General features: G+C 42.6%; 17 protein-coding genes. 13 read left to right on the forward strand and 4 right to left on the reverse strand.

The features are described from left to right. Positions 1-38 precede the first annotated feature (38 nt). Complete coding sequence (locus GK047_RS20265; RefSeq protein ID WP_163950977.1) at positions 39-395, reverse strand: stalk domain-containing protein; 357 nt, start codon at positions 393-395, stop codon at positions 39-41. Positions 396-695: 300 nt separating this feature from the next. On the opposite strand from GK047_RS20265, the gene GK047_RS20270 reads away from it, so the two are divergent. Beyond that, the gene (locus tag GK047_RS20270; RefSeq protein ID WP_163950980.1) at positions 696-1,460 is read left to right on the forward strand and encodes a cyclase family protein; all 765 of its coding nucleotides are present in this window, start codon (positions 696-698) and stop codon (positions 1,458-1,460) included. A gap of 271 nt (positions 1,461-1,731) precedes the next feature. On the opposite strand, the gene GK047_RS20275 is transcribed toward GK047_RS20270, so the two are convergent. Together GK047_RS20275 and GK047_RS20280 are read right to left on the reverse strand one after the other, a co-directional pair. After that, positions 1,732-2,109, reverse strand: a complete 378-nt coding sequence (locus GK047_RS20275; protein WP_163950983.1) for a hypothetical protein — start codon at positions 2,107-2,109, stop codon at positions 1,732-1,734. 275 nt (positions 2,110-2,384) lie between these two features. Continuing rightward, positions 2,385-4,988, reverse strand: coding sequence for an S-layer homology domain-containing protein (locus tag GK047_RS20280; protein WP_163950987.1), 2,604 nt, complete (start codon positions 4,986-4,988; stop codon positions 2,385-2,387). Positions 4,989-5,297: 309 nt separating this feature from the next. Here GK047_RS20280 and GK047_RS20285 point away from each other — a divergent pair, with 309 nt between their 5' ends. The 11 genes from GK047_RS20285 to GK047_RS20335 all read left to right on the forward strand — a co-directional run bounded on the left by GK047_RS20285 (position 5,298) and on the right by GK047_RS20335 (position 17,240). Continuing rightward, positions 5,298-6,896 carry a DUF5050 domain-containing protein gene (locus GK047_RS20285; protein WP_481856024.1) on the forward strand — a complete coding sequence of 533 codons (1,599 nt, stop codon included), beginning with the start codon at positions 5,298-5,300 and terminating at the stop codon, positions 6,894-6,896. A gap of 402 nt (positions 6,897-7,298) precedes the next feature. Next, on the forward strand, positions 7,299-7,991 hold the full coding sequence (locus GK047_RS20290; protein ID WP_163950994.1) for a response regulator transcription factor: 693 nt from the start codon (positions 7,299-7,301) through the stop codon (positions 7,989-7,991). Further along, positions 7,984-9,543, forward strand: coding sequence for a sensor histidine kinase (locus tag GK047_RS20295; RefSeq protein WP_240344064.1), 1,560 nt, complete (start codon positions 7,984-7,986; stop codon positions 9,541-9,543). Before GK047_RS20290 ends, GK047_RS20295 begins: the two co-directional genes overlap by 8 nt. Before the next feature lie 36 nt (positions 9,544-9,579). Next, entirely contained in the window at positions 9,580-9,945 is a 366-nt protein-coding gene (locus GK047_RS20300) for a hypothetical protein (RefSeq protein WP_163950997.1), read from the forward strand. A gap of 27 nt (positions 9,946-9,972) precedes the next feature. Then, positions 9,973-10,713 carry a serine hydrolase domain-containing protein gene (locus tag GK047_RS20305; RefSeq protein WP_163951000.1) on the forward strand — a complete coding sequence of 247 codons (741 nt, stop codon included), beginning with the start codon at positions 9,973-9,975 and terminating at the stop codon, positions 10,711-10,713. Between the two features lie 368 nt (positions 10,714-11,081). Further along, positions 11,082-12,086 (forward strand): asparaginase, encoded by a 1,005-nt coding sequence (locus GK047_RS20310; protein WP_163951003.1) that lies wholly within the window; start codon positions 11,082-11,084, stop codon positions 12,084-12,086. Between the two features lie 57 nt (positions 12,087-12,143). Then, on the forward strand, positions 12,144-13,457 hold the full coding sequence (locus GK047_RS20315) for a sugar ABC transporter substrate-binding protein (RefSeq protein WP_163951006.1): 1,314 nt from the start codon (positions 12,144-12,146) through the stop codon (positions 13,455-13,457). Between the two features lie 79 nt (positions 13,458-13,536). Next, positions 13,537-14,430 (forward strand): carbohydrate ABC transporter permease, encoded by an 894-nt coding sequence (locus GK047_RS20320; protein WP_163951009.1) that lies wholly within the window; start codon positions 13,537-13,539, stop codon positions 14,428-14,430. A 218-nt stretch (positions 14,431-14,648) separates the two neighbouring features. Continuing rightward, a complete protein-coding gene (locus tag GK047_RS20325; protein ID WP_240344065.1) occupies positions 14,649-15,269 on the forward strand; it encodes a carbohydrate ABC transporter permease in 621 nt (206 codons plus the stop codon). A 30-nt stretch (positions 15,270-15,299) separates the two neighbouring features. Beyond that, positions 15,300-16,001, forward strand: a complete 702-nt coding sequence (locus tag GK047_RS20330; RefSeq protein ID WP_163951013.1) for a copper homeostasis protein CutC — start codon at positions 15,300-15,302, stop codon at positions 15,999-16,001. Positions 16,002-16,070: 69 nt separating this feature from the next. Continuing rightward, entirely contained in the window at positions 16,071-17,240 is a 1,170-nt protein-coding gene (locus tag GK047_RS20335) for an ROK family transcriptional regulator (protein ID WP_163951015.1), read from the forward strand. Positions 17,241-17,356: 116 nt separating this feature from the next. On the opposite strand, the gene GK047_RS20340 is transcribed toward GK047_RS20335, so the two are convergent. Next, positions 17,357-18,205, reverse strand: a complete 849-nt coding sequence (locus GK047_RS20340; RefSeq protein ID WP_163951018.1) for an AraC family transcriptional regulator — start codon at positions 18,203-18,205, stop codon at positions 17,357-17,359. Between the two features lie 159 nt (positions 18,206-18,364). On the opposite strand from GK047_RS20340, the gene GK047_RS20345 reads away from it, so the two are divergent. Next, positions 18,365-20,002: an alkaline phosphatase gene (locus GK047_RS20345; RefSeq protein WP_163951021.1), complete on the forward strand. Its 1,638-nt coding sequence runs from the start codon at positions 18,365-18,367 to the stop codon at positions 20,000-20,002. The last annotated feature ends 79 nt before the right edge of the window (positions 20,003-20,081 follow it).

Here is a 20,081-nt window from a genome sequence, read left to right on the forward strand (position 1 = left end):
TAGGAGATAACGTTTGCAAATCGGGTATACTATTTTCATTATTTTATTATTATAGTAATTTCATTCATTAACGTATTAGTTTGGCCATTTATTTTATATGTGACATGTGCGCTGATTTTATAACTTCCATGTGTTATTTTTAAAGAGGATTTATCCAAATAATTCAATGTACTCCAAATATCAGTTGTTTCATTTTCCTTATATTCTCTCTTATTAGAGTAGGTAATTAATTCAAATAAGTTATCTTTCTGCTTCGAATTTATCATGGATTTAACTTTATATTGCTCGTTAGCATAGATGTTAATTTTTTGATTAAAATCGTTATATTCTACTTTTGCACCCATGTATTCTGAAAAGAACCTCAACGGAACATATGCAGAACCCTGATAATTCAATTTTGCATAATCTTTTGAATAGTTAATATCCTGTTGATTTTACTGAAATACTTACAGGAAACAAGAACGCTTTTATTTCATCTGACGCATAAACAGAAACTGATGAAGCAATCAGGAGTCCTGTTACCACTCCAAATAAACTATTTATTTAGAAAAGGGTGGAATCATCGGCTACAAAGTGACTGCACTATATATAATTAAAACGTTATCAGATCCCAATTATAGACATGTGGACAATCAAAATTTGGTATAATATGGTATGAATAGTTTGAATGAGTGACGAGGGAAGGGGAATATGTAATGAAGATTATTGACCTAAGCGTGCCGATTAGTCCATACATTCGAGAGCCGTTACCGGCGAAGATCGAGTATGCGAACCATGAGGCTGGAGCGCAGCAAGCGGCGGCGGCACTCGGCCTCAAGCAGGATGATTTTCCGGAAAGCCAGGCATGGGCGACGGAAACGGTAACGCTCAATACGCATACGGGTACTCATATTGACGCGCCATGGCATTACTGGCCAACTTCGGAAGGGAAGCAGGCAAGAACGATTGACGAATTACCACTCGAATGGTTTTATTCCGACGGTGTGGTGCTCGATTTCAGCATGAAGCCGCCAGGTTACGAGATTACGACAGACGATCTGATCGCCGAGCTGGAACGGATTGCGTATACGTTGAAACCATTCGATATCGTTCTCATCCGAAGCGATGCGGATAAACGGCTGTACCACGAACATTATGCGTTCCTTCACGTCGGGGTATCGGCCGATGCTACGCTATGGCTGCTTGACCAGGGTATCAAGGTAGTCGGTACTGATGGCTGGGGGTGGGATATTCCACTTAATCTGCAGGCTGAAGCGTATAAAAAACAGCCTAGAGAAGGCGTCCTATGGGCAGCGCATTATGTCGGCAAGGATCGGGAATATTGCCAGATCGAGAAACTGGCCAATTTGGAGGAAATTCCGAAGCCGTTCGGCTTCAAAGTATGCTGCTTTCCGATCAAAGTGGAAAAGGCGAGTGCGGGCTGGAGCCGTCCGGTCGCAATCGTGGACAAACACGAGTGATTTGTGACATTAGCGTACAAAGAATTCTACTCAACCTTGAAATAATCAGATGCTAGGGGTGATACTCGTCAAATAGAATCATTCTTGTATATGAAAATCAGAAGCTCGGCAGACTCAGGTTATAACATCCATTTACAGGATAGCCCAACTGCCTAATTTTTAAAAAATCCCGAGAAGTGGGTCAAATGGTACCATAACCGTGCAAACCCAACCTTAAACATCATTTTCGTATAAAAAGGAAGTTATTTTGGCTCCCCTGATGGATATATCATTACTTACTTTCAAAAAGATTTCGAATTTGCTTTTCTAAATCCTTGTTGTAAATATAATAATTTCCTTCAACATCACCAGGAGTGAGTCGGAGTTTTTTATCATTTCCTTCAAAAAAATCCACAAAGAATAAATAACCAACTCTCTTTTCTTGATTTGGGTCAGGCTTAAATTCTAAATTACGTACCCCACTAAGCCAATCTTGTAACTGTTGTTTGTTAGTAAATGTTTTGAGTTCGCCAGTTGAACCGCTTCGAATCTCGATATGATTAACTTTTGATATGTCACCAGGATAAAATTCTTGTAATTGTTTAGTTGTTAATTTGAGACCTTTTTTGGTAGCTTTTTCGCACCCTAAACAAGACATCATTACAATCAATGTAAAGAAAGACGGGGAATAAATAAGTTCTTCTCATACAATCGCTCCCTTTTGACACAAATTATTATTCGTTGCTGATACGGTGTACAGGAAGGGTATAATCAGCATATTCTTTTTACTCGCCTTTGTATTCTCATATTCCTTGTTCCCTAGATAACGACGAAACCATGCCAAATAAAGTTGCAAGTAGTTGGTAAGCCTAAAAAAGGTACAGCCCTAAAGCAGTTATCTGCCCAGGGCTATACCTTTTTTAAATTTACATATTCAATTTTGGCTTAAGGTTTTTGAACCCACTGTTCGCCGCCATCTGTTTTATTCTCAAAAGCATGGTCTACGGAAGCTTCTTCAATATCACGGAGCGCCCAGTGCGTCTCTGCAACGTCTTTCCAAGGCGACTGCACGAATCCGCTTAGCGGTCCTCTGCCAAGCGCCTTATTGATCATCGTGACTGCTTCGGCGCGCGTCAGCGTTTTTTCAGGTTGGAATGATCCGTCCTGATAACCGTTAATAATTCCCGCGCCTTGCGCTTTCACAATGTACGCTTGCGCCCAGTGGCCCGCAATATCTGTGAACCCGGTACCTGTGCGCTGCTCGTTGCCTGTTAAAGAGGAAACTATGCTTGCCATTTCAGCGCGTGTAATAGATCGCTCCTCTTTAAATGTCCCGTCGGCATAGCCTTGCATGAGTCCCATCGCCGTTGCCTTGGCAATTGCGTCTTTTGCCCAATGCGTGGAGGAAACGTCACTGTAGGCCAGATTGGCTGACTTTGTATCCCGCGTGACGACTCTCGCCAATAAGGCTGCCATTTCAGCACGAGTAATTTTATTCTCCGGCTTGAAAGTACCGTCTTCATAGCCGTTCATATACGCAGTATGTTGATTTTTAGTCGTTAAACCTGGCACATGCATAAGCGTAAACGTACTGAATTTATTGACAGAAAACTGAAGCCCCATATCTCCTTTATTATTGTAAGGAACAAGTACACCCTTCAGCAATTGCTTCGTTCCGTCGCTGTGCTCAATGTAAACGGCCAAGTCTTTCATTTCAGCTTGACTTAAAGCTACGCCTTTCAGAGGCATCACTAATGTAACGTTACGGTTCTGCAAATTGGTTTCAATCGTCATCGGACGACCGACAGCTGTTGCTTTTTTATCACCTGCCGCTACCTTCACGATCGCTTCATTATTGGCGCGGTCGTTAACTTCTTTTTTCTTCGTTTCATCCTTAATCGGGAAAAAGCGGAAATACAATTCGTCTGCTAAGCTCTGCAAAGAATCGCTTGGAATCTTAATCTTTGCGTTCTCCGTAGCAATGCCTAATTCGATTTTGGCATCGGAAACAATTTTCTTCGCTTCCTTCGGAACGGTCACATGAACTTCCGACACTTCATCTTTCGCGTCCGGAATGACGATGCTCGCAGAGGTCGAACCCGCCGCAATGATGTTGTCCACCATTTTCTTTGCCTGTTCGGCAGAAAAATCCACTTGGTCTTTTTTGGTGCCGTCTGATTTCATCGTGCGGTTAATCACGGCAGAGGCTACTACGACTCCGCTATTCGTCCCCGAATTTTCCACGTTAACTGTAATGGTTTCGCCATAGCTGCCTGAAGAACGAGAAGAAGTTGGCGTTTCTGCCTCTACGCGAGTGATCGTCAAATATACGGCAGCTGAGACGGAATCCGCCTTCCCATCGTTAGCCTTGTATGTGAAGCTGTCTTGCCCCAGTGCGTCCGGCTTAGGCTTATAAGTAAACGCCCCGTTTGCAGCCAAATCTACGGATCCTTTGGCTGGAGATGTGACAAGACTAAATGTCAGCGCGTCTCCATCAGCATCCGAACCGTACACGGCTCCACTTACCGAAGTTCCTATTGTTGTCTTATATGTATTGTCCGTTACTGTTGGCGGATGATTAGTAGGCGTGGCATTGTTTAAAGAATCTAATGCTTTTTTAAGGTCAGGATCAAGACTTTCAAAAATATCAAATGTTGCTGACGCGTTCGGCGCTAGATTACCGAGCGCTCCTGTTATACCGACATTTTGGTCGTCTGTGACTTCGGCTGATTTCAATTTACTTCCGTCAGCTTGATACGCTGCATTACTGTAAGGATCGTTAGCATTAATCGCAGCTCTTGCCCGACTGTCCGCAGACATCAGAATGAAGGGGTTGCCTGTGACTGGCCCTTTGGCGATAACAATCGCCTGTGCATCGGACGGCGGATTTTTGGGGACAGAATTCAATGTTGCATAGGTGCCCTTAAAGTCTGCATCAATGTCCGGATCTACAATGCGCATATAGCGAACGTCATAGAGTGTTTCTGCGCTCAAATTCGTTAGCTTAACCGCTAGTTTAAAGTATTTGTCATTCACGCCAAATGAGATCGTTTGTTCGACTTTGATTTTCCCATTTTGTGTTATACCTGTAGTCTTGACGCTTAGCGTATCGCCGCTGGATAAATCTTCATTTGTTATACTCGGAATTTGGATGCTTCCTGTTCGTTCTGAATTAAAAAATTTAGTGACTACGCCTGTCTCTGATCCTGTTCGACTTCCAACGAAAAACCCTTCAAAAGGAGATCCTGGAAGAAAAAAATCGCCGCTAGTCATCGGGTCGCCGTTATCGAAGCCATCCCCGTCTACACTAAACCCGATATTAGGTCTGCCTCCCGCAGGATGGAAGTTGGCTGGCGCTGCGCTTTTCGAACCAAACGAGCCGCTTTTCGAGATTCCCATTTCAATATAATTCCCGCCCAAAAATACATCGTCGCCCACTTTTTGATGCTTTGCGCCAGGTAAAGCCGCATGAGCGTGATTCGGCAGTATGACCGAAGGCGCCAGTAATGTTATGATGAACGTGAAAGCTAAAATTTTTCTTTTTTTCAAAACTACCCTCTCCATTTCTGTAATATACGTTTTTTTGACCTTTGGCCTATTCTGCAATCCCAAATGCTCCGTTATCGCAACGGTCCCCTTCCTGTACGCTTCTACTCGAACCTTCCTAGCGTTCTCGGCCCTATTATACAATTTCAGTCTCACAAGATTCTCACAAATCGTCACTGTTTGTCGAAAAAACAAAAACGCTGACAGTAAGGGGGAGCGCGGAGCTGGCCAGTTATATATTACAACATTTGTGATGAAACCAATTCGATTTAGCTGTGTCTAATACTATAGATTTCCGAATAAGCAGAGGAGATGATTTGTTTGGGCTATAAGATTGTATTATTGGTTGCTTTGTTCATGATTAGTTTGAGTTCAATATACTTTGAGGAGAGTGTCGCTGCGGAGCAAAGTGTAAGAGTCACACTGCCTAACTTTGAAGTTAAGCTAAATGGGAATAGAGTTGAAAATGAGTACCGAGAATACCCACTTTTACTCTATAAGGATACAACGTATTTTCCAATAACATGGTATGATTCTAGGCTTTTGGGATTAGAAGCTGAATGGAACCCAAAAGATGGTCTTAACATCGCTAAAGGTAAAGTGGCCTCGTCGTTTATGCCGTACCAAACAAATCAAAAAAATTCGAACAGCTACAAGGCTAAAGTTTCAACAGCTGAGATTAAGGTAAATGGAAAATTAGTTGATAATTCTCATGAAGAATATCCACTTTTAAGCTTTAATCAAGTCACTTATTTTCCTCTCACATGGAAATTTGCTCATGATGAGTTTGGATGGGAGTATGAGTGGGATCCCTCCAAAGGGCTGGCGATTACTTCCGATAACCCACAGTTAAAAACGGTGAATCTTACATCAGATGCGGGCGAAAATGGTGTTGCTGTGTTTAAAAATTATTATTACTTTACAGAAACGATTGAGCATACGAACCAAGTATATAGAGTGCCTGAGAATAACACATCAAACAAAGAATTGGTGTATGCTTATGATTTGGATACCTCACATGGAATTAATAAGTCTCTGAAATTTGAAATAAGAGATGACGAGCTTTGGTTTTCTTATCATGTTGGAGGAGCTACAATGGGTTCGGATGTATATTGCAAGGTAAACGACGATGGAAAAGCTGAAAATAAGTATCGGGGGTATCTCGATTTCAAAGATTCATCTTATGGATCCTTAATTATAAATCAATCCGTACCGCCTGGAGGTAACAATCTTAGTTGGATACCAAAAGGAGAAGAGCCTGCACATGGTAAAAAAGTGGGAGATCCCAATCTCATATACGGATGGCATATTGTAGACAACAGACCTGGTAGAGGTTTTGGCGGTGATCGTTCCACTACAATCATCGGCGACGATGCATATCTACTGGGCTCACCCTATCCTGTTGAAACTGGAGATTTAAATAACGTATACAAAATAAATTTAAAAACAAATGAAACTGAAAAGATTACACATTCAGAATTGGCCAATTTTAAGATTATAGATAACAAGCTATATTATGTAAAAGATGCTGATCATCTCTTGTATTCCTCAGACCTAGATGGAACAAATGAACACAAACTGTCTGATAACAAAGCTGCAAGTTGGTATAGCGAAATAGATGGGCATGTATACTACACCGTTGCAGATATTAAGGGCCAATTCAATCTTTACAAGGCAGAGCCGTCTAAAGAAGATACGCTTGTATTGATAGATCCATTAGAAAGTGTCCAACTAGTAAATGACAAACTAATATGCAAGCTCGCAGCGGGTGGAGATTATGGCGTAAAAGTTTTGGACAAATCAGGTAAACTCAATCTAGCAATTGCAGATCAGGTTTCAAATGTGTATGCATACAATGATGCAATTTTAATTATCTCTGCGGAGGATAAATCAATAAAGGTAGTGAAGTAGAAGAAACATATAACAAATAACGGTCCATAAACGTACAAAAGACTGGAAACTGCTCGGTTAACTCTCCGATCAATTTCCGGTCTTTTGTGTGTTGGAAACGCCCAAGCAGCTTGATTTGCATGATGTTAGTCCATAGCTGTTTACGGGATTAGTTATGGTTGGTCAAACGACTGAATCAACTTGTGAGGGTTAGGACGCAGACAAAAATCAGTACGTTAAGAAAATCTTAAGAAAGGTTTCTACAATCTGTTAAGATTCTGCGGCTATACTGAGTACCATGGATTACGAATAAAGCTATTGTATTTATTTTCCCGTCTTGGTACGTTTATGAAAGTGTATTGAAACTACGTGCATACTTTCAAATTAGTTCATCTATACCAAAATTCAAAGGGGGCTACCGTGATGGCACAACCTACGATACTCCTTGTCGATGACGAGAAAGAAATCATAGATTTGCTGGCGATATACTTAAAAAATGAAGGATATCAGTTACTCCGAGCGGCCGATGGAGCGGAAGCATTGCGAGTCCTTCAGAAGGAAGAGGTGGATCTGATCGTTCTCGACATTATGATGCCGAAAATGGATGGGATCGAGGCATGTTTCAAAATTCGAGAGCATAAAAATATGCCCATCATCATGCTCTCCGCCAAGAGTCAAGACATGGACAAAATCTGGGGCTTAAGCTCAGGCGCTGACGATTACATGAGCAAACCGTTTAACCCCCTAGAGCTTATCGCTAGAATTAAATCTCAACTTCGCCGTTACACGCGGCTTAATATACCGCATGTAAGCAAGGATCACGAGCTTGAGGTCGATGAATTGACAATTAATACAAAGACGCATGAAGTTAAGCTGGAAGGCAGTGAAATTAAGCTAACGCCGAGAGAGTTCGCCATTCTCGAACTTCTGGTACGTAACCGTGGGATGGTGTGGAACACAGAGAAAATTTACGAAACGATTTGGAAGGAAACGTACTATGACTCTGACAATACGGTGATGGTGCATATTCGCAAAATTCGCGAAAAAATTGAGCAAAACCCAAGAAAACCGAAGTTTATAAAAACTGTTTGGGGGGTCGGCTACAAAGTTGAGTAATCCATATGATTTCGATCCGTACTCTAGACTGAACAGGTTTCCGTTTACACGCTTCCCGTTTAACTTGCTTCGAAAGTTGATCTTACTGGTTCGGAGATTGTACGTCCTTGGTATGAGCCATGTGGAACGAAGCATTCGGTTGCAATTAATGCTTACCTTTGCCATCTGTTTGTTGGTCGCATCCCTAGCCTATGGTATCTGTTCTAACGTGTTCAATGAAATGCGGCGGGTAGCCGTCATTGACTATAAGTACGGTATCGAAAGAATCGATGATGCAGCGCTCAGCTTGGTTAATGAACTAAAGACCTGGTCAAACGAAAGCAATGTGCCAGATAGCGAGGATCCAGCGGCGAGAATGAGAAACTTTGAAGAACATGTAAAGAGAATGTCCAATGATCAGAAATTCAAAGTTCTCGTAACCGATTTGGAAGGAAAGGTCCTATTTCGAAGCAGCAACGCGGCAGAAACGAATGTCGAAATCCACAATGTGATAGGCAACGCAATGAATGCCCGGACGGATCAGGATTATAGAAGAAAGGAGTTTTCCAGTTTTTATCCGATTAACTATAATCAACAAAAATCGTATCTGATTGTCTCCGGTATTCCTGAACCGCACATTACGTATCTGAAAGGTCAAAGTCCGCTGTCCTTGCTAAGCGCTATCGCTGTGTTCATTCTCTTGTTCTACTTCTTAACGCGAAAGAAAATGCGGCACGTCGAAGAACTGGCTGGAGGCTTACGCATTATTGCAAAGGGAAATTTGGATTACCGTGTCATAGAACGCAGCTCCGACGAGCTCGGCTCACTCGCCCGAGATTTGAACCTGATGGTGGAGGATTTGCAGCAGAGGATTGAGGAAGAACGCCGGAACGAGCGTTTGAAAAGCGAGTTGATCACGAATGTTTCTCACGATTTGCGCACACCGCTTACCCTCATCATAGGTTACTTGCGGCTGCTGCATGACAAAGGTTACGAGACGCCGGAGCAGGCGGCTGGCTACGTTAGTATTGCTTACAATAAGGCTGAAAAGTTGAAGTCGCTCATCGATGACCTGTTCGAGTACACGAAGCTATCTAATCGCGAAGTCCCTTTACACAAGGAGGGGGTTGCGATCAACGAGCTGTTGGAGCAGCTGATTGAGGAATTTGTTACAACAACTGAGGAGCATCACCTTACCATCAGACGCAACATCCCGAAGGAAAAGCTGTTGGTACGCATCGATGTAGATAAGATGATTCGTGTATTCGAGAACCTGTTAACCAATGCGATCAAGTACAGCCTGATGCCAGGTGTGATCATGGTTGCAGTCCTCCATGATCATCGTTATGTTACCTTGCAAGTTAGCAACCCGTCAGAGCTTCTTACCGATGACGTTTTGCAGCAGTTGTTTGAACGGTTCTATCGGGTTGACGCTTCTCGCTCCTCTGACACTGGCGGTTCGGGCCTTGGGCTCGCCATTGCCAAGAGTATTGTGGAGTCGCATGAAGGCTCCATCTGGGTGGAGCAAAGCGGTGGACAGATCCATTTTTATGTGAAATTAAAGCTCGTGTAGCAAGAAGATGTGAACAGCTCATAAGGGGGCATCGCTATGAGACAATGGATAGTCAGCCTGATCCTATTAAGTCTAATCGGCTTGATAGGATGCTCAAAGCCAATAGATTTTAATGGGCAAAATCAATCTTGGCGTGTAGACTGTTCGCTTGATCGATCAGCTAATGAAAAAGCATTTGTGATAAAGTATATCGGAAAAGAAAGCAAGTCTGTTGAAAATGTCAGTTACTCTTTTGTGAATAGCAAAAACTTCAAATTCAGCGGGAAAAGTGAAACGCACTCATCGAACTTGAAAATAAGCGGGAAATCTACGCTAGATACCCCTTATGTAGAGGAAGATCGTTTTACGCTTTCCATTAAATGGAATGATAAAGAGGAGGAAATAAGTTTAGTTAAAAAATAAAAAATTTTCCATAAGCATTCGATTCTCATGCTAGCCTTTCTCTTTTTAAGCACGTCTATCGATCAAGCGGCCACGGCTGCGGGGACAACGGCCTCAGCCCAAGCAAATATGGCTAGAGGTCCACAATCTGCTAAAGAAGTAGAAAAGTTCCTAGACGATTATTTTTCCCAAGATCCAATCAAAAAGAAAATAAACGCACTCACTGTCGCCGTCGTGCAGAATGGCCAAGTGTTAGCCAGGAAGGGATATGGCGTTACGGATCGAAGCACCAACACCCCGGTTCAGCCTGATCAAACCGTGTTCCGCGTCGCTTCGGTCTCCAAGGTGTTTACGGCTCTGGCCATCATGCAGTTGGTAGACCAAGGAAAGATAGGGCTGCAGGACAATATCGAGAAATACTTGGATGGGTACAAAGTCAACAATCCCTTTGCAACTCCCGTTACGGTCGAAATGCTATTAACACATTCGACGGGTTTTGAAGTTCGCGATCAGTCTTCAAATAGTTTCATGGTGGATGGCAGTCTAACACCTGTTTCTAGATATTCAGACAATACTAGCATTAAAGCTGTATGGTTCCGAAGTGACAACGACCGATGGCACAATCGACTTTGGTTCGAAACGAGCCTTGACGAAACAAGAAGAGTCCGCCATGCTATACAACATGCTGGTACCGAACGATTAGACAAAAAAAAGATCACGCCGAAGCTATTTTCGGGTGATCTTTTTTTGTCGTGTAGTACACGGAACGTGGTCGCTACCTCCATCTAGTGAATCCCTCCCCATGCGCAAAACCCTTTGATCCAGTTAGGGTTCCATTGCTTTTAATTGAAGTCATATTATATGACATGAACGTTGTTCGTAATGCAGTTTATTCTGTGAAAATCCCATAAGAAAGCGCTACCTGTTAGTTTATTTGACAAAAAAATAAAAATTGTTTGACATCATAACGGTGAGTTGTTAGTATTTATTTATTAACATCACTGGAATAAATGAATTGGATAAGTGATGGATTCAGCTTAGTTATTGAATTTTTACCCCGTTTTTATGTTTTTTTTGCGATTTTAATAACATTAGCGGAATTATTATTCCACTAATGTTAATGATTTGGGAATTAACTCAGAAGAGGGGAAGACACAATGGATAAAATATTAGTCGAAGAATATCGCGGAGGCGCACTAGAATGTGTGCATCGAGGTCATATTTGCGGAGTTTCCATTTCTGGCGCTGTTAAGTATGCAGTGGGGGATGTAGATGCGTTAACTTATTTGAGATCATCCGGAAAACCATTTCAAGCTATACCTGTCATTAGGCATGGCGCAGATAGAGCGTTTGGCCTTTCTGATAAAGAAGCTGCAATTATGATCGGCTCTCATCGCGCGGAGACCTTCCATGTTGAAGCATTGGAATCTATGCTTACCAAAATTGGGGTGGTAGAGGATGAGCTTGTATGTCACCCCACATACCCCTTAAGCGTTCCCGCTTCGGAAGCCATGCTTAGAGCACAAAAGCCTAAACGTTCGATTTATCATAATTGCTCTGGAAAACATCTTGGTATTCTTGCTTTGTGTAAAACAATGGGATATCCGACGGAGGGCTACTGGGAACCCAACCATCCTGCCCAAGCTGAGATCGTAGACACGCTAGCCTACTTATCCGAATGCGCAAGAGAACAGATTCACATAGGTACGGATGGTTGCGGCTTTCCTGTATTCGCTATTCCGCTGAAGCATTTAGCAATCGCCTTCTTGAAACTGGCCTGTCCAGAGACGATTGATGATCTCGATATTCGATCGGCTGTTATCAAAATAACGGGTCTTATGAACGCGAATTTTGAGATGATTGCGGGTTCGAATCGCATTTGTTCCAGTTTACTTATGGATCCCAACATTGTTGCTAAGGGTGGAGCTAAAGGCGTTTATTGTTTTGGCTTAAAAAAAGAAAAGCTAGGCTTTGCGCTTAAGGTGATGGATGGTTCTGAGGATGAGTGGCCACTTATTACGGCCTCGATTCTTGAGCAAATTGGTTACAGCAACCAAAGCACGATTGATCGTATGTATCAGCTCTCTCCAACTGAGATTAAGAACGATAATCATAAAACGATTGGAACGAATAAAGCGGTTTTCACTTTACAAGCCCTATAGATACAATTGGTTAGGTTATTAATTAATAACATAGATCAAATTACAGGAGGGGTTAAAATGAAGAAAAAAATTACGATTCTAGCGCTATGTTCCATTCTTCTTCTGACTTTTGCTTTAACGGGCTGTTCGAATAACGGTCAACAGGCAGATACCAAGGGAAAGAAAGCGAAAATCTCCTATCTTGATCCGCTTCCAAGTCCGGAAAGAACAGCTCTCATGCAGGGGCTTTTGAAAAAATTCCAAGAGAAAAACCCTAATATTGAAGTGGAATATACCTCTGTTCCTTGGGACGATGCGAATAAGAAATGGATGACGATGGGTGCAGCAGGCATTCTTCCTGATGTATTAAGCATTGATGATACTTCCTTGGTAGCTATGGCTTCCGCTGGCTATATTGAGAATTTGCAGCCCTTTTATGACAAATGGGATCAATTAAATAATTTGACGGAAGCGGCAAAGCAAGCGAGAAATAAATTCAAAGGGAATGTCTATGCCATTCCAGACGGCTTCTTGCTTCAAGGCCTGTTTATAAGAAGCGATTGGTTTAAAGAACTAAATATGCCTGAGACAATCGCGACTTGGGATGATTATTTTAATTTAGCGCAGAAATTAACGGATTCCTCGAAAGGGAGATACGGCATTTCCTTTAGGGGAGGAGCTAACGGCGTTATTCGGGCTATGGAGTACGTAATGGCTGCGGTTCACTCTGACAGCTGGTTTGATAAAGATGGGAAATCGATCCTGTATAAGCCAGAGGCCGCAGCAGCTTTTAAGAAATTCTATGATATTTACTTAAATGGGAACGCTCCCAAAGAATCCGTCAATTGGGGTTTCAACGAAATGGTGCAAGGTTTCCTAAACGGTCAAACTGCTATATTAAATCAAACGCCTGAAGTGATTATTACAGCACAGAAAAATATGAAGGAAGGCACATGGAATGTCGTTCCAATGCCAAAAGCGGATGATGGAAAACGTTATATTTTCTGGGGCTACACAGCCGCTTACGCAATGTCCTCCAAATCGCAAAATAAAGAGGCTTCCTGGAAGTTAATTGAATTCCTTAGTTCACCTGAGAACAATCTGGAGTACAGCATCAAAAATTCTACGATTCCTATTTATAAAGATAATTTGAAGGATCCGTTCTTCAGCAAAGGGCCGATTGCCGGGTATGCAGGTTCCATGGCGGATGCCAACATTGTGTTTGCTGGCCCTCCGAGTTATTTAACGAAGCTTGGTCAATTCACAGGAACGTTCGCTGTGGAAGAAACGCAAAAGTATTTGACGAAGGCTCAATCACTTGAAGAGACGACGAAGCATCTTGCCGATTTCCTAACGAAAGAACAGCAAGCTTATATGAAGGAAAATCCTTAGAAGTAGCCAAAGTGACCGGGGATATCAATTAATCCCCGGTTATTTATTCTAACGTATCGAAAAGGCGGGGAGATCAAACATGCTAAACGCAAATCGATGGAAATCATTCGAGCCCTATTTATTAATCGCTCCTGCAGTTCTTATCATACTCGCTTTTTTTGCTTATCCATTGGTAGAAGGGTTTAAGCTAGCTTTTATGCATTATGTGTTATTTGAGCCAGGGAATATCCACTTTTCAGGATTTGAAAATTTCAGTTCCTTGTTGGCAGATGGGAATCTCCCCCAGATTTTAGGGAATTCGCTGCTCTGGGTCATCTTAACGGTAGGCCTGCAGTTCGTTCTTGGATTTATTTTAGCACTAGCACTTCATACAAAGTTTAAAGGGAAAGATCTGTACCAATCAATTGTTTTTCTACCTTGGGCGGTTTCTGCCTTTTTAATCGGTATGATCTTTAAATGGATGTTTAATGAACAAAATGGACTTATTAACTACCTATTGGTGAAACTCGGAATTCTGGAAAAAGGCATCCCCTTTTTGGCTATTCCACATGTCTCTATATTCCCAGTCATCGCGGCCATGGTATGGTATGGAGTGCCTTTTTTCGGAATTATGATTCTTGCTGCTCTACAGAACGTGCCTAAAGATATCTATGAGTCAGCTGATATAGATGGGGCAGGCCGATTTACCAAGTTGTTTCGAGTGACGATTCCTTATATCAAGCCGACGCTGATTATTACGATTTTGCTTCGAGTGATCTGGGTATTCAATTCAGCTGATTTGATTTACATTATGACGAATGGAGGGCCAGCCAATACTTCTCACAACTTGCCTTCTTATATTTTTAATAAAATTTTCTATACGACGGACTACGGTCAAGCCTCTGCGCTAGGAATTCTGATGCTAACGATTCTAATTGTTTATACGCTGCTTTTTTTGAAAGCTACTAAATATGATGATGCAGGTGATTTCTAATGGTCTCCTCTATGCGGAACGTGTTCCCTACATTTTCTAGAATCCTTCTATTAATCCTGTTTCTGATAGGTTCACTATTTCCTTTTTACTGGATGCTCGTAACGTCCCTGAAGGATAGACAGGAAATATATAGCGGGCATTTAACGCTCTGGCCCCAAAATTTAACCTTTTCGAACTATTGGGACACCCTTCAAAATTCTAATTTTCCTCAGTATTTTATGAATAGCTTCATTGTTAGTATGAGCAGTTCGATGCTTGTGCTGATCGTGTCCATTCTTGGTGGCTATAGTATGGCCAGATATTCGTTTAAAGGGAAGAAGCTATTTCTTATTTCCTTCTTGGCTACGCAGATGATTCCAGTGATGGTCATATTAGTTCCGCTCTTCATCACCTTCAGCCATTTCCAGCTGTTGAATAAGCTGCCTTCGTTGATCATTACCTATACAGCTATGAACATACCTTTTTGTTTACTCACTATGTCGAGTTTCTTTCAGAGAATTCCCGTATCTCTGGAGGAAGCGGCTCTTATTGATGGATGTAACAAGGCTCAAACGATGATAAAAATTATTTTACCGATTATGCGACCCGGCATTGTTGCAACTCTTGTATTCGCGTTTACAGGAGCGTGGAATGATTTGTTTTTTGGGGTTATGTTCACGAATAGCGAAAGTACCAAAACAGTCCCGGTTGGACTCAGTAATTTTGTGCAAAAATTTGATATCAACTGGGGGCAAATGAGTGCAGCCGGTATTTTATCTTTGATTCCCGTTGTGATCCTATTCGCCTTTGCTCAAAAATACATTGTATCAGGTCTTACAGAGGGCGCCGTCAAAGGGTGACGACATCCCAAACGATTAAGGAGGAGAGCCATGCTGCTGGAAGTGATTGCAACTACAGTGAGAGATGCGGTGCTAGCCGAACAGAGCGGTGCAGATCGCATCGAGCTCATTACCGGGGTTCTGGAGGGCGGATTAACGCCCAGCTATGGATTAATTGAGGAGGTTGTCCATCGCACGAGCGTTCCCGTTCAAGTGATGATTCGCCCTCACAGTCAATCCTTTTGTTATAACGAAAGTGATCTCATAACGATGATTAAAGATATACAGACCGTGAAACACATTGGCGCTCATGGTATTGTCCTTGGGACGCTTACCGCAGATCGCCGCATTGATCATGAGATATTGCGACAACTTCTTGATGAAGCTGAGGGATTATCCGTGACCTTTCATCGCGCCTTTGATGAAGTAAGCGCTCAGGAGATGGCGCTAGAGGAGCTTCGTTCTTATCGCCAGATTGACCGAATACTCACATCAGGAGGGAAGTCCAGCGTACTTGATGCCCAAGTAGAAATAAGGAAGCTTGTCCAACAAGCCAATCAGTCACACTTGCAAATTTTAGCCGGAAGCGGGTTGTCGGTTGATACAATTCCCGCCTTTCTTCGTGCGACAGGCGTTAAAGAAATTCATTTTGGCAGAGGTGTCCGAGTGGATAATAATCCCATAAACGATATCGATCCAAACAAAATTAAAACGATAAAAAGGTTACTTAAGGATCATGATTCTACAGGTTGACTGCGGTCTGCTGGCTTGATAACATTAAAGTTATTAACATGGGTGGAATAAAGAAGAGGAATCAAGTACATGAAAAAAATTGAGAAGCATGACCAAGATGTGATCAGACTCCACAATAAGCAGATGATTTTGGAAATCATTAAAAAAAAGCGGCCGATCTCCCGTGCTGAAATTACCAAAATTACGAAGCTAAGTCCTACATCCGTTGGTCGCATCGTTGCCGAGTTATGTGAACAAGGCTTGGTAAGGGAAACCGCGTTAACCTCGGTAGGTGTCGGACGAAAGGCTATTATGCTAGATATCGATCCGCAAGCCGTTTATACATTCGGGGTGGACATCGGTAAAAAGGCAATAAAGTTCGGCGTCATGGAATTCAGCGGGAAGCTGCTCCATGAACAGCGGGTGGAGCATATCGCCTTGCAGACAACCCCTGAGGTGACAGCGTCCGTCATCTTCGAAACGATCAACTTGATTATTGAGAATAAGCAACTCGACAAGTCGAAAATTATTGGCATCGGCATTGGTGTACCTGGGGTGATCGATCATGAGCGGGGAATTGTCCAATATTCGTCCACATTGGGATGGAGAGCAGTCCCTATTGCCCGTCTCATTCAGGACAAGCTGCCTATTCCTACGGTCATTGATAATGATTTGAAAGTGAAAATACTTGCCGAGTTTTTGCTTGGGTCTGCCCGCGGCTCGAAAAAGACAGCGTTGATTGAACTGGGCAGCGGAGTCGGTTCCTCTTTGATCATTGATGGTGAGATTTTCCGAGGGGGTTCGAACAGTGCGGGGGAGTTAGGACATACAACGCTTGATCCCAATGGCAACCTGTGCGAATGTGGCAAAAGGGGTTGCTTGCAAACCTATATTGACGAGTCAGCCATTTTGCACGAAGCAAACCGGATCAAGGAGACCACCGATATCGAGCAGTTGTTTGCGGCTGTACAAAACGAAGAGAATTGGGCTCAAGATATTATTTCCAGAACTTCTCTTTACATTGGCATAGCCATTAACAATATCGTTTGCATGTACAATCCCGACGCGGTTATCTTATGCGGTGATTTGGTGGAAAAGCACAGTGAAATTGTGCCTTTAATCGAGGAGCAGTGTGCACAGGTGGTATGGGAACCATTTCGTGACACGTTTAAAATCCTGACTTCCGAATTGAAAGCCAAATCTATCGTTGTAGGCGCAGCTATGCTAGTGATGAATGGCTACGTTGATAAATCTATCTAATCGCCCTCCTTCGTCAAGAAGGGAGGGCGATTTTTCTATGTATATAAGGGTGTGTCAGAACGCTTCGCGCGTTGTGGCGCCGACGCATGGCTGAGGTCAAACCCCGAGGTGTAGAGTTACGTGTTACGCTCTCTCTGCAATCTGCGATATTGCAACGGGGGCAATCCGGTGATCTCTTTGAATGTTCGCCCAAAATGAGTTAAACTATCGAACCCGACGCTTTCGGAAATTTGAGTCATGTTGAATTTGGATTCCAGAAGCAGTAAACGAGCCTCCTTAATTCGGACATTGTTCAAATATTCGATAAACGTAAAACCCGTCGTATCTTTGAAAATTCGACTGAAATAGGAAGCGCTAATAAAGAATCTCTTGGATAAACACGCTAATGTTAGGCGCTGATTATAGTGGCTATGGATGTAATCAATGATTTCAAATACCTTTTTGTGGGTACGATGGGGTTCCTCCCATGAACTGCTTTCTCCAGCATCGACTTTTCGCTTAATAAAAATTAATAGTTCAATAAGTAGAAGCTGTTGATAGTGCACAAACCCCGGCGGCTGCCTTGACTCCTCATGAATCATTTTCTCAAACAAATTCTCAATAAAACTTTGTTCAGAGCCTTTTAATCGGAGAATATTAGAACTAGAAGTAAAGCTTGAGAAGAGATCGAAATTGTCGTTATTGATCATAAAGTTACTAAAAAATTGCTGCTTAAAGAGCAAGGTAATTCTTTCAAATGGTTTGCCGCTTGAATTAACTAATTTGTGAAGATCATTGATATTAATAAATAATAGGCTGCCGCTGACAATCGGATAGGTTTTGTCTTCAACAAAATAATAGATTTCCCCGGAAATAAAATAAAGAATTTCATAGGCATCATGGTAATGATGCGACGGCATGCTCGTATGGATTAATTTTTTGCGAGAAATATTAAAAGGGGGACTGCTGTAGAAAGTAGATTCCATCCATAACACCTCAAGACGAATATAAAGGATTTGCAAATTGGATGCAATATGTTGAAAAAACTAATTTTGGATGCGATACGTGCAGAATATTCATTAAATCTTACGATAGACTGTAAGGTGTAAGCAGTTACATACATTTGGAAATGGGGTAGATTGAAAATGAGAAAAAGGCTAATCTACGGCATCAATAGCTTTGTATTGCTATGCAGCGTGTTCGCTACAAGCGGCGGTATGTCTTCCGTTAGCGCAAATGAAGCGGAGCATACCGTCAAAAACGTGATTCTGGTTATTCCAGACGGTCTGGGTTTAACCACAACCAATCTAGCCAGATGGTATCAAGGTGGAAAGCCGCTTTTCTTGGATAAATATGTCTCAGGATTAGTAAGGACTTATCCGACGGAATCTTTGACGACCGATTCGGCTGCTGCTGCAACTGCTTATGCCACAGGCTATAAAACGGTCAGCGAATCTCTTGCCGTCCTCCCGTCTGTGGTAGCAATGCCAGGCATTGCCACTCCTAAACCAGGCGAGGTGAATAAGCCTATCCCAACCATTCTTGAAGCGGCTAGATTAAATGGCATGTCGACAGGCTTGGTTTTCACTTGCGAGCTCGTCGATGCGACGCCAGCAGCCTTCGTCAGTCATGCGCTTAAACGCGATGAGGCGGAATCCATTGCCGAGCAGATGGTATATAGCGGGGTCGACGTTGTACTAGGCGGGGGCTCCGACTACCTCATCCCTGGTAAAGAAGGCAGCAACCGCAAGGATGGAGAAGATCTGACAAAGGTATTGGAAACCAACGGATATACTTATGTGACAACGAAGAAAGAGATGTTAAACACGAAGGCGAATAGATTGTGGGGGCTGTTCGCACCTGAAGGCTTAGATGCCGACATCGAGCATGATCCGCAGGTTCAGCCCAATCTAGCAGAAATGACGAAAAAAGCGATTGATACGTTATCCAGCAACAAAGAAGGATTTTTCTTGATGGTTGAAGCTAGTAATATTGATTGGTTTGGTCATGACAACGATCCGATAGGGATGATTAGTGAAACGCTTGCCTATGATCGCGCATTAAAAGTTGCTATTGATTTCGCGAAAAAGGATGGCCATACAGCCGTCGTATCCGTTGCGGACCACAATACGGGCGGTTTGTATTTAAGCAATTACGATGACACGATGGAGAAAATGAACGCTGTTTTAAGCAAGGCTAAACTGACTTCTCACGCAGTAAAAGATAAGATCAATGAGGATAAATCCAATCTGAAGGAAGTGCTGGCGCAAGATTACGGGCTTACAGATTTGACAGGAGAGGACATCGAGCAGATCAAGAAAAGCATCGATGAAGACAACTTTTCCAAAGTAGTCGGCCCAATGCTAGGTGAGAAGGTCGGCATCTCCTTTGCAACGGAAGAGCATACGGCTGAAGAGGTGCTGCTAGTCGCTTATCACCCGAACAATTTCAAGCCAACGGATTATGCGAAAAGCGGGGTGATTGAAAATACTGATGTGAATAAGTATCTTCAATCGATAATGAACCTCGATTTGGAGCCGTTAGGCCAGACATTATTCGCATCGAGCGATGCCTTTACAGCCAAAGGAGCTACTGTAACTGTAGATAAATCCGATGCATTGAATCCTGTTGTTACTGTAACCAAAGGCACGAACCTATTGAAGCTTCCGGTTGATAAGAATATCGCGGTGCTCGATGGAAAGACCATACAATTGAACGCGCTCACGCTATCGATAAACGGCAAGATTTGGTTGTCGCAGGAAGCTGTCGATTTAATTAATTAGCTGGTATATCGGAGTGAAACAATCGAATAATGTATCGGATAGGATAGCCCTCTTGTGGTAGAGAGGGTTATTTTTTATT

It is taken from the genome of Paenibacillus sp. SYP-B3998 (genome assembly GCF_010820665.1).
Taxonomy (GTDB): Bacteria; Bacillota; Bacilli; order Paenibacillales; family NBRC-103111; genus Paenibacillus_E.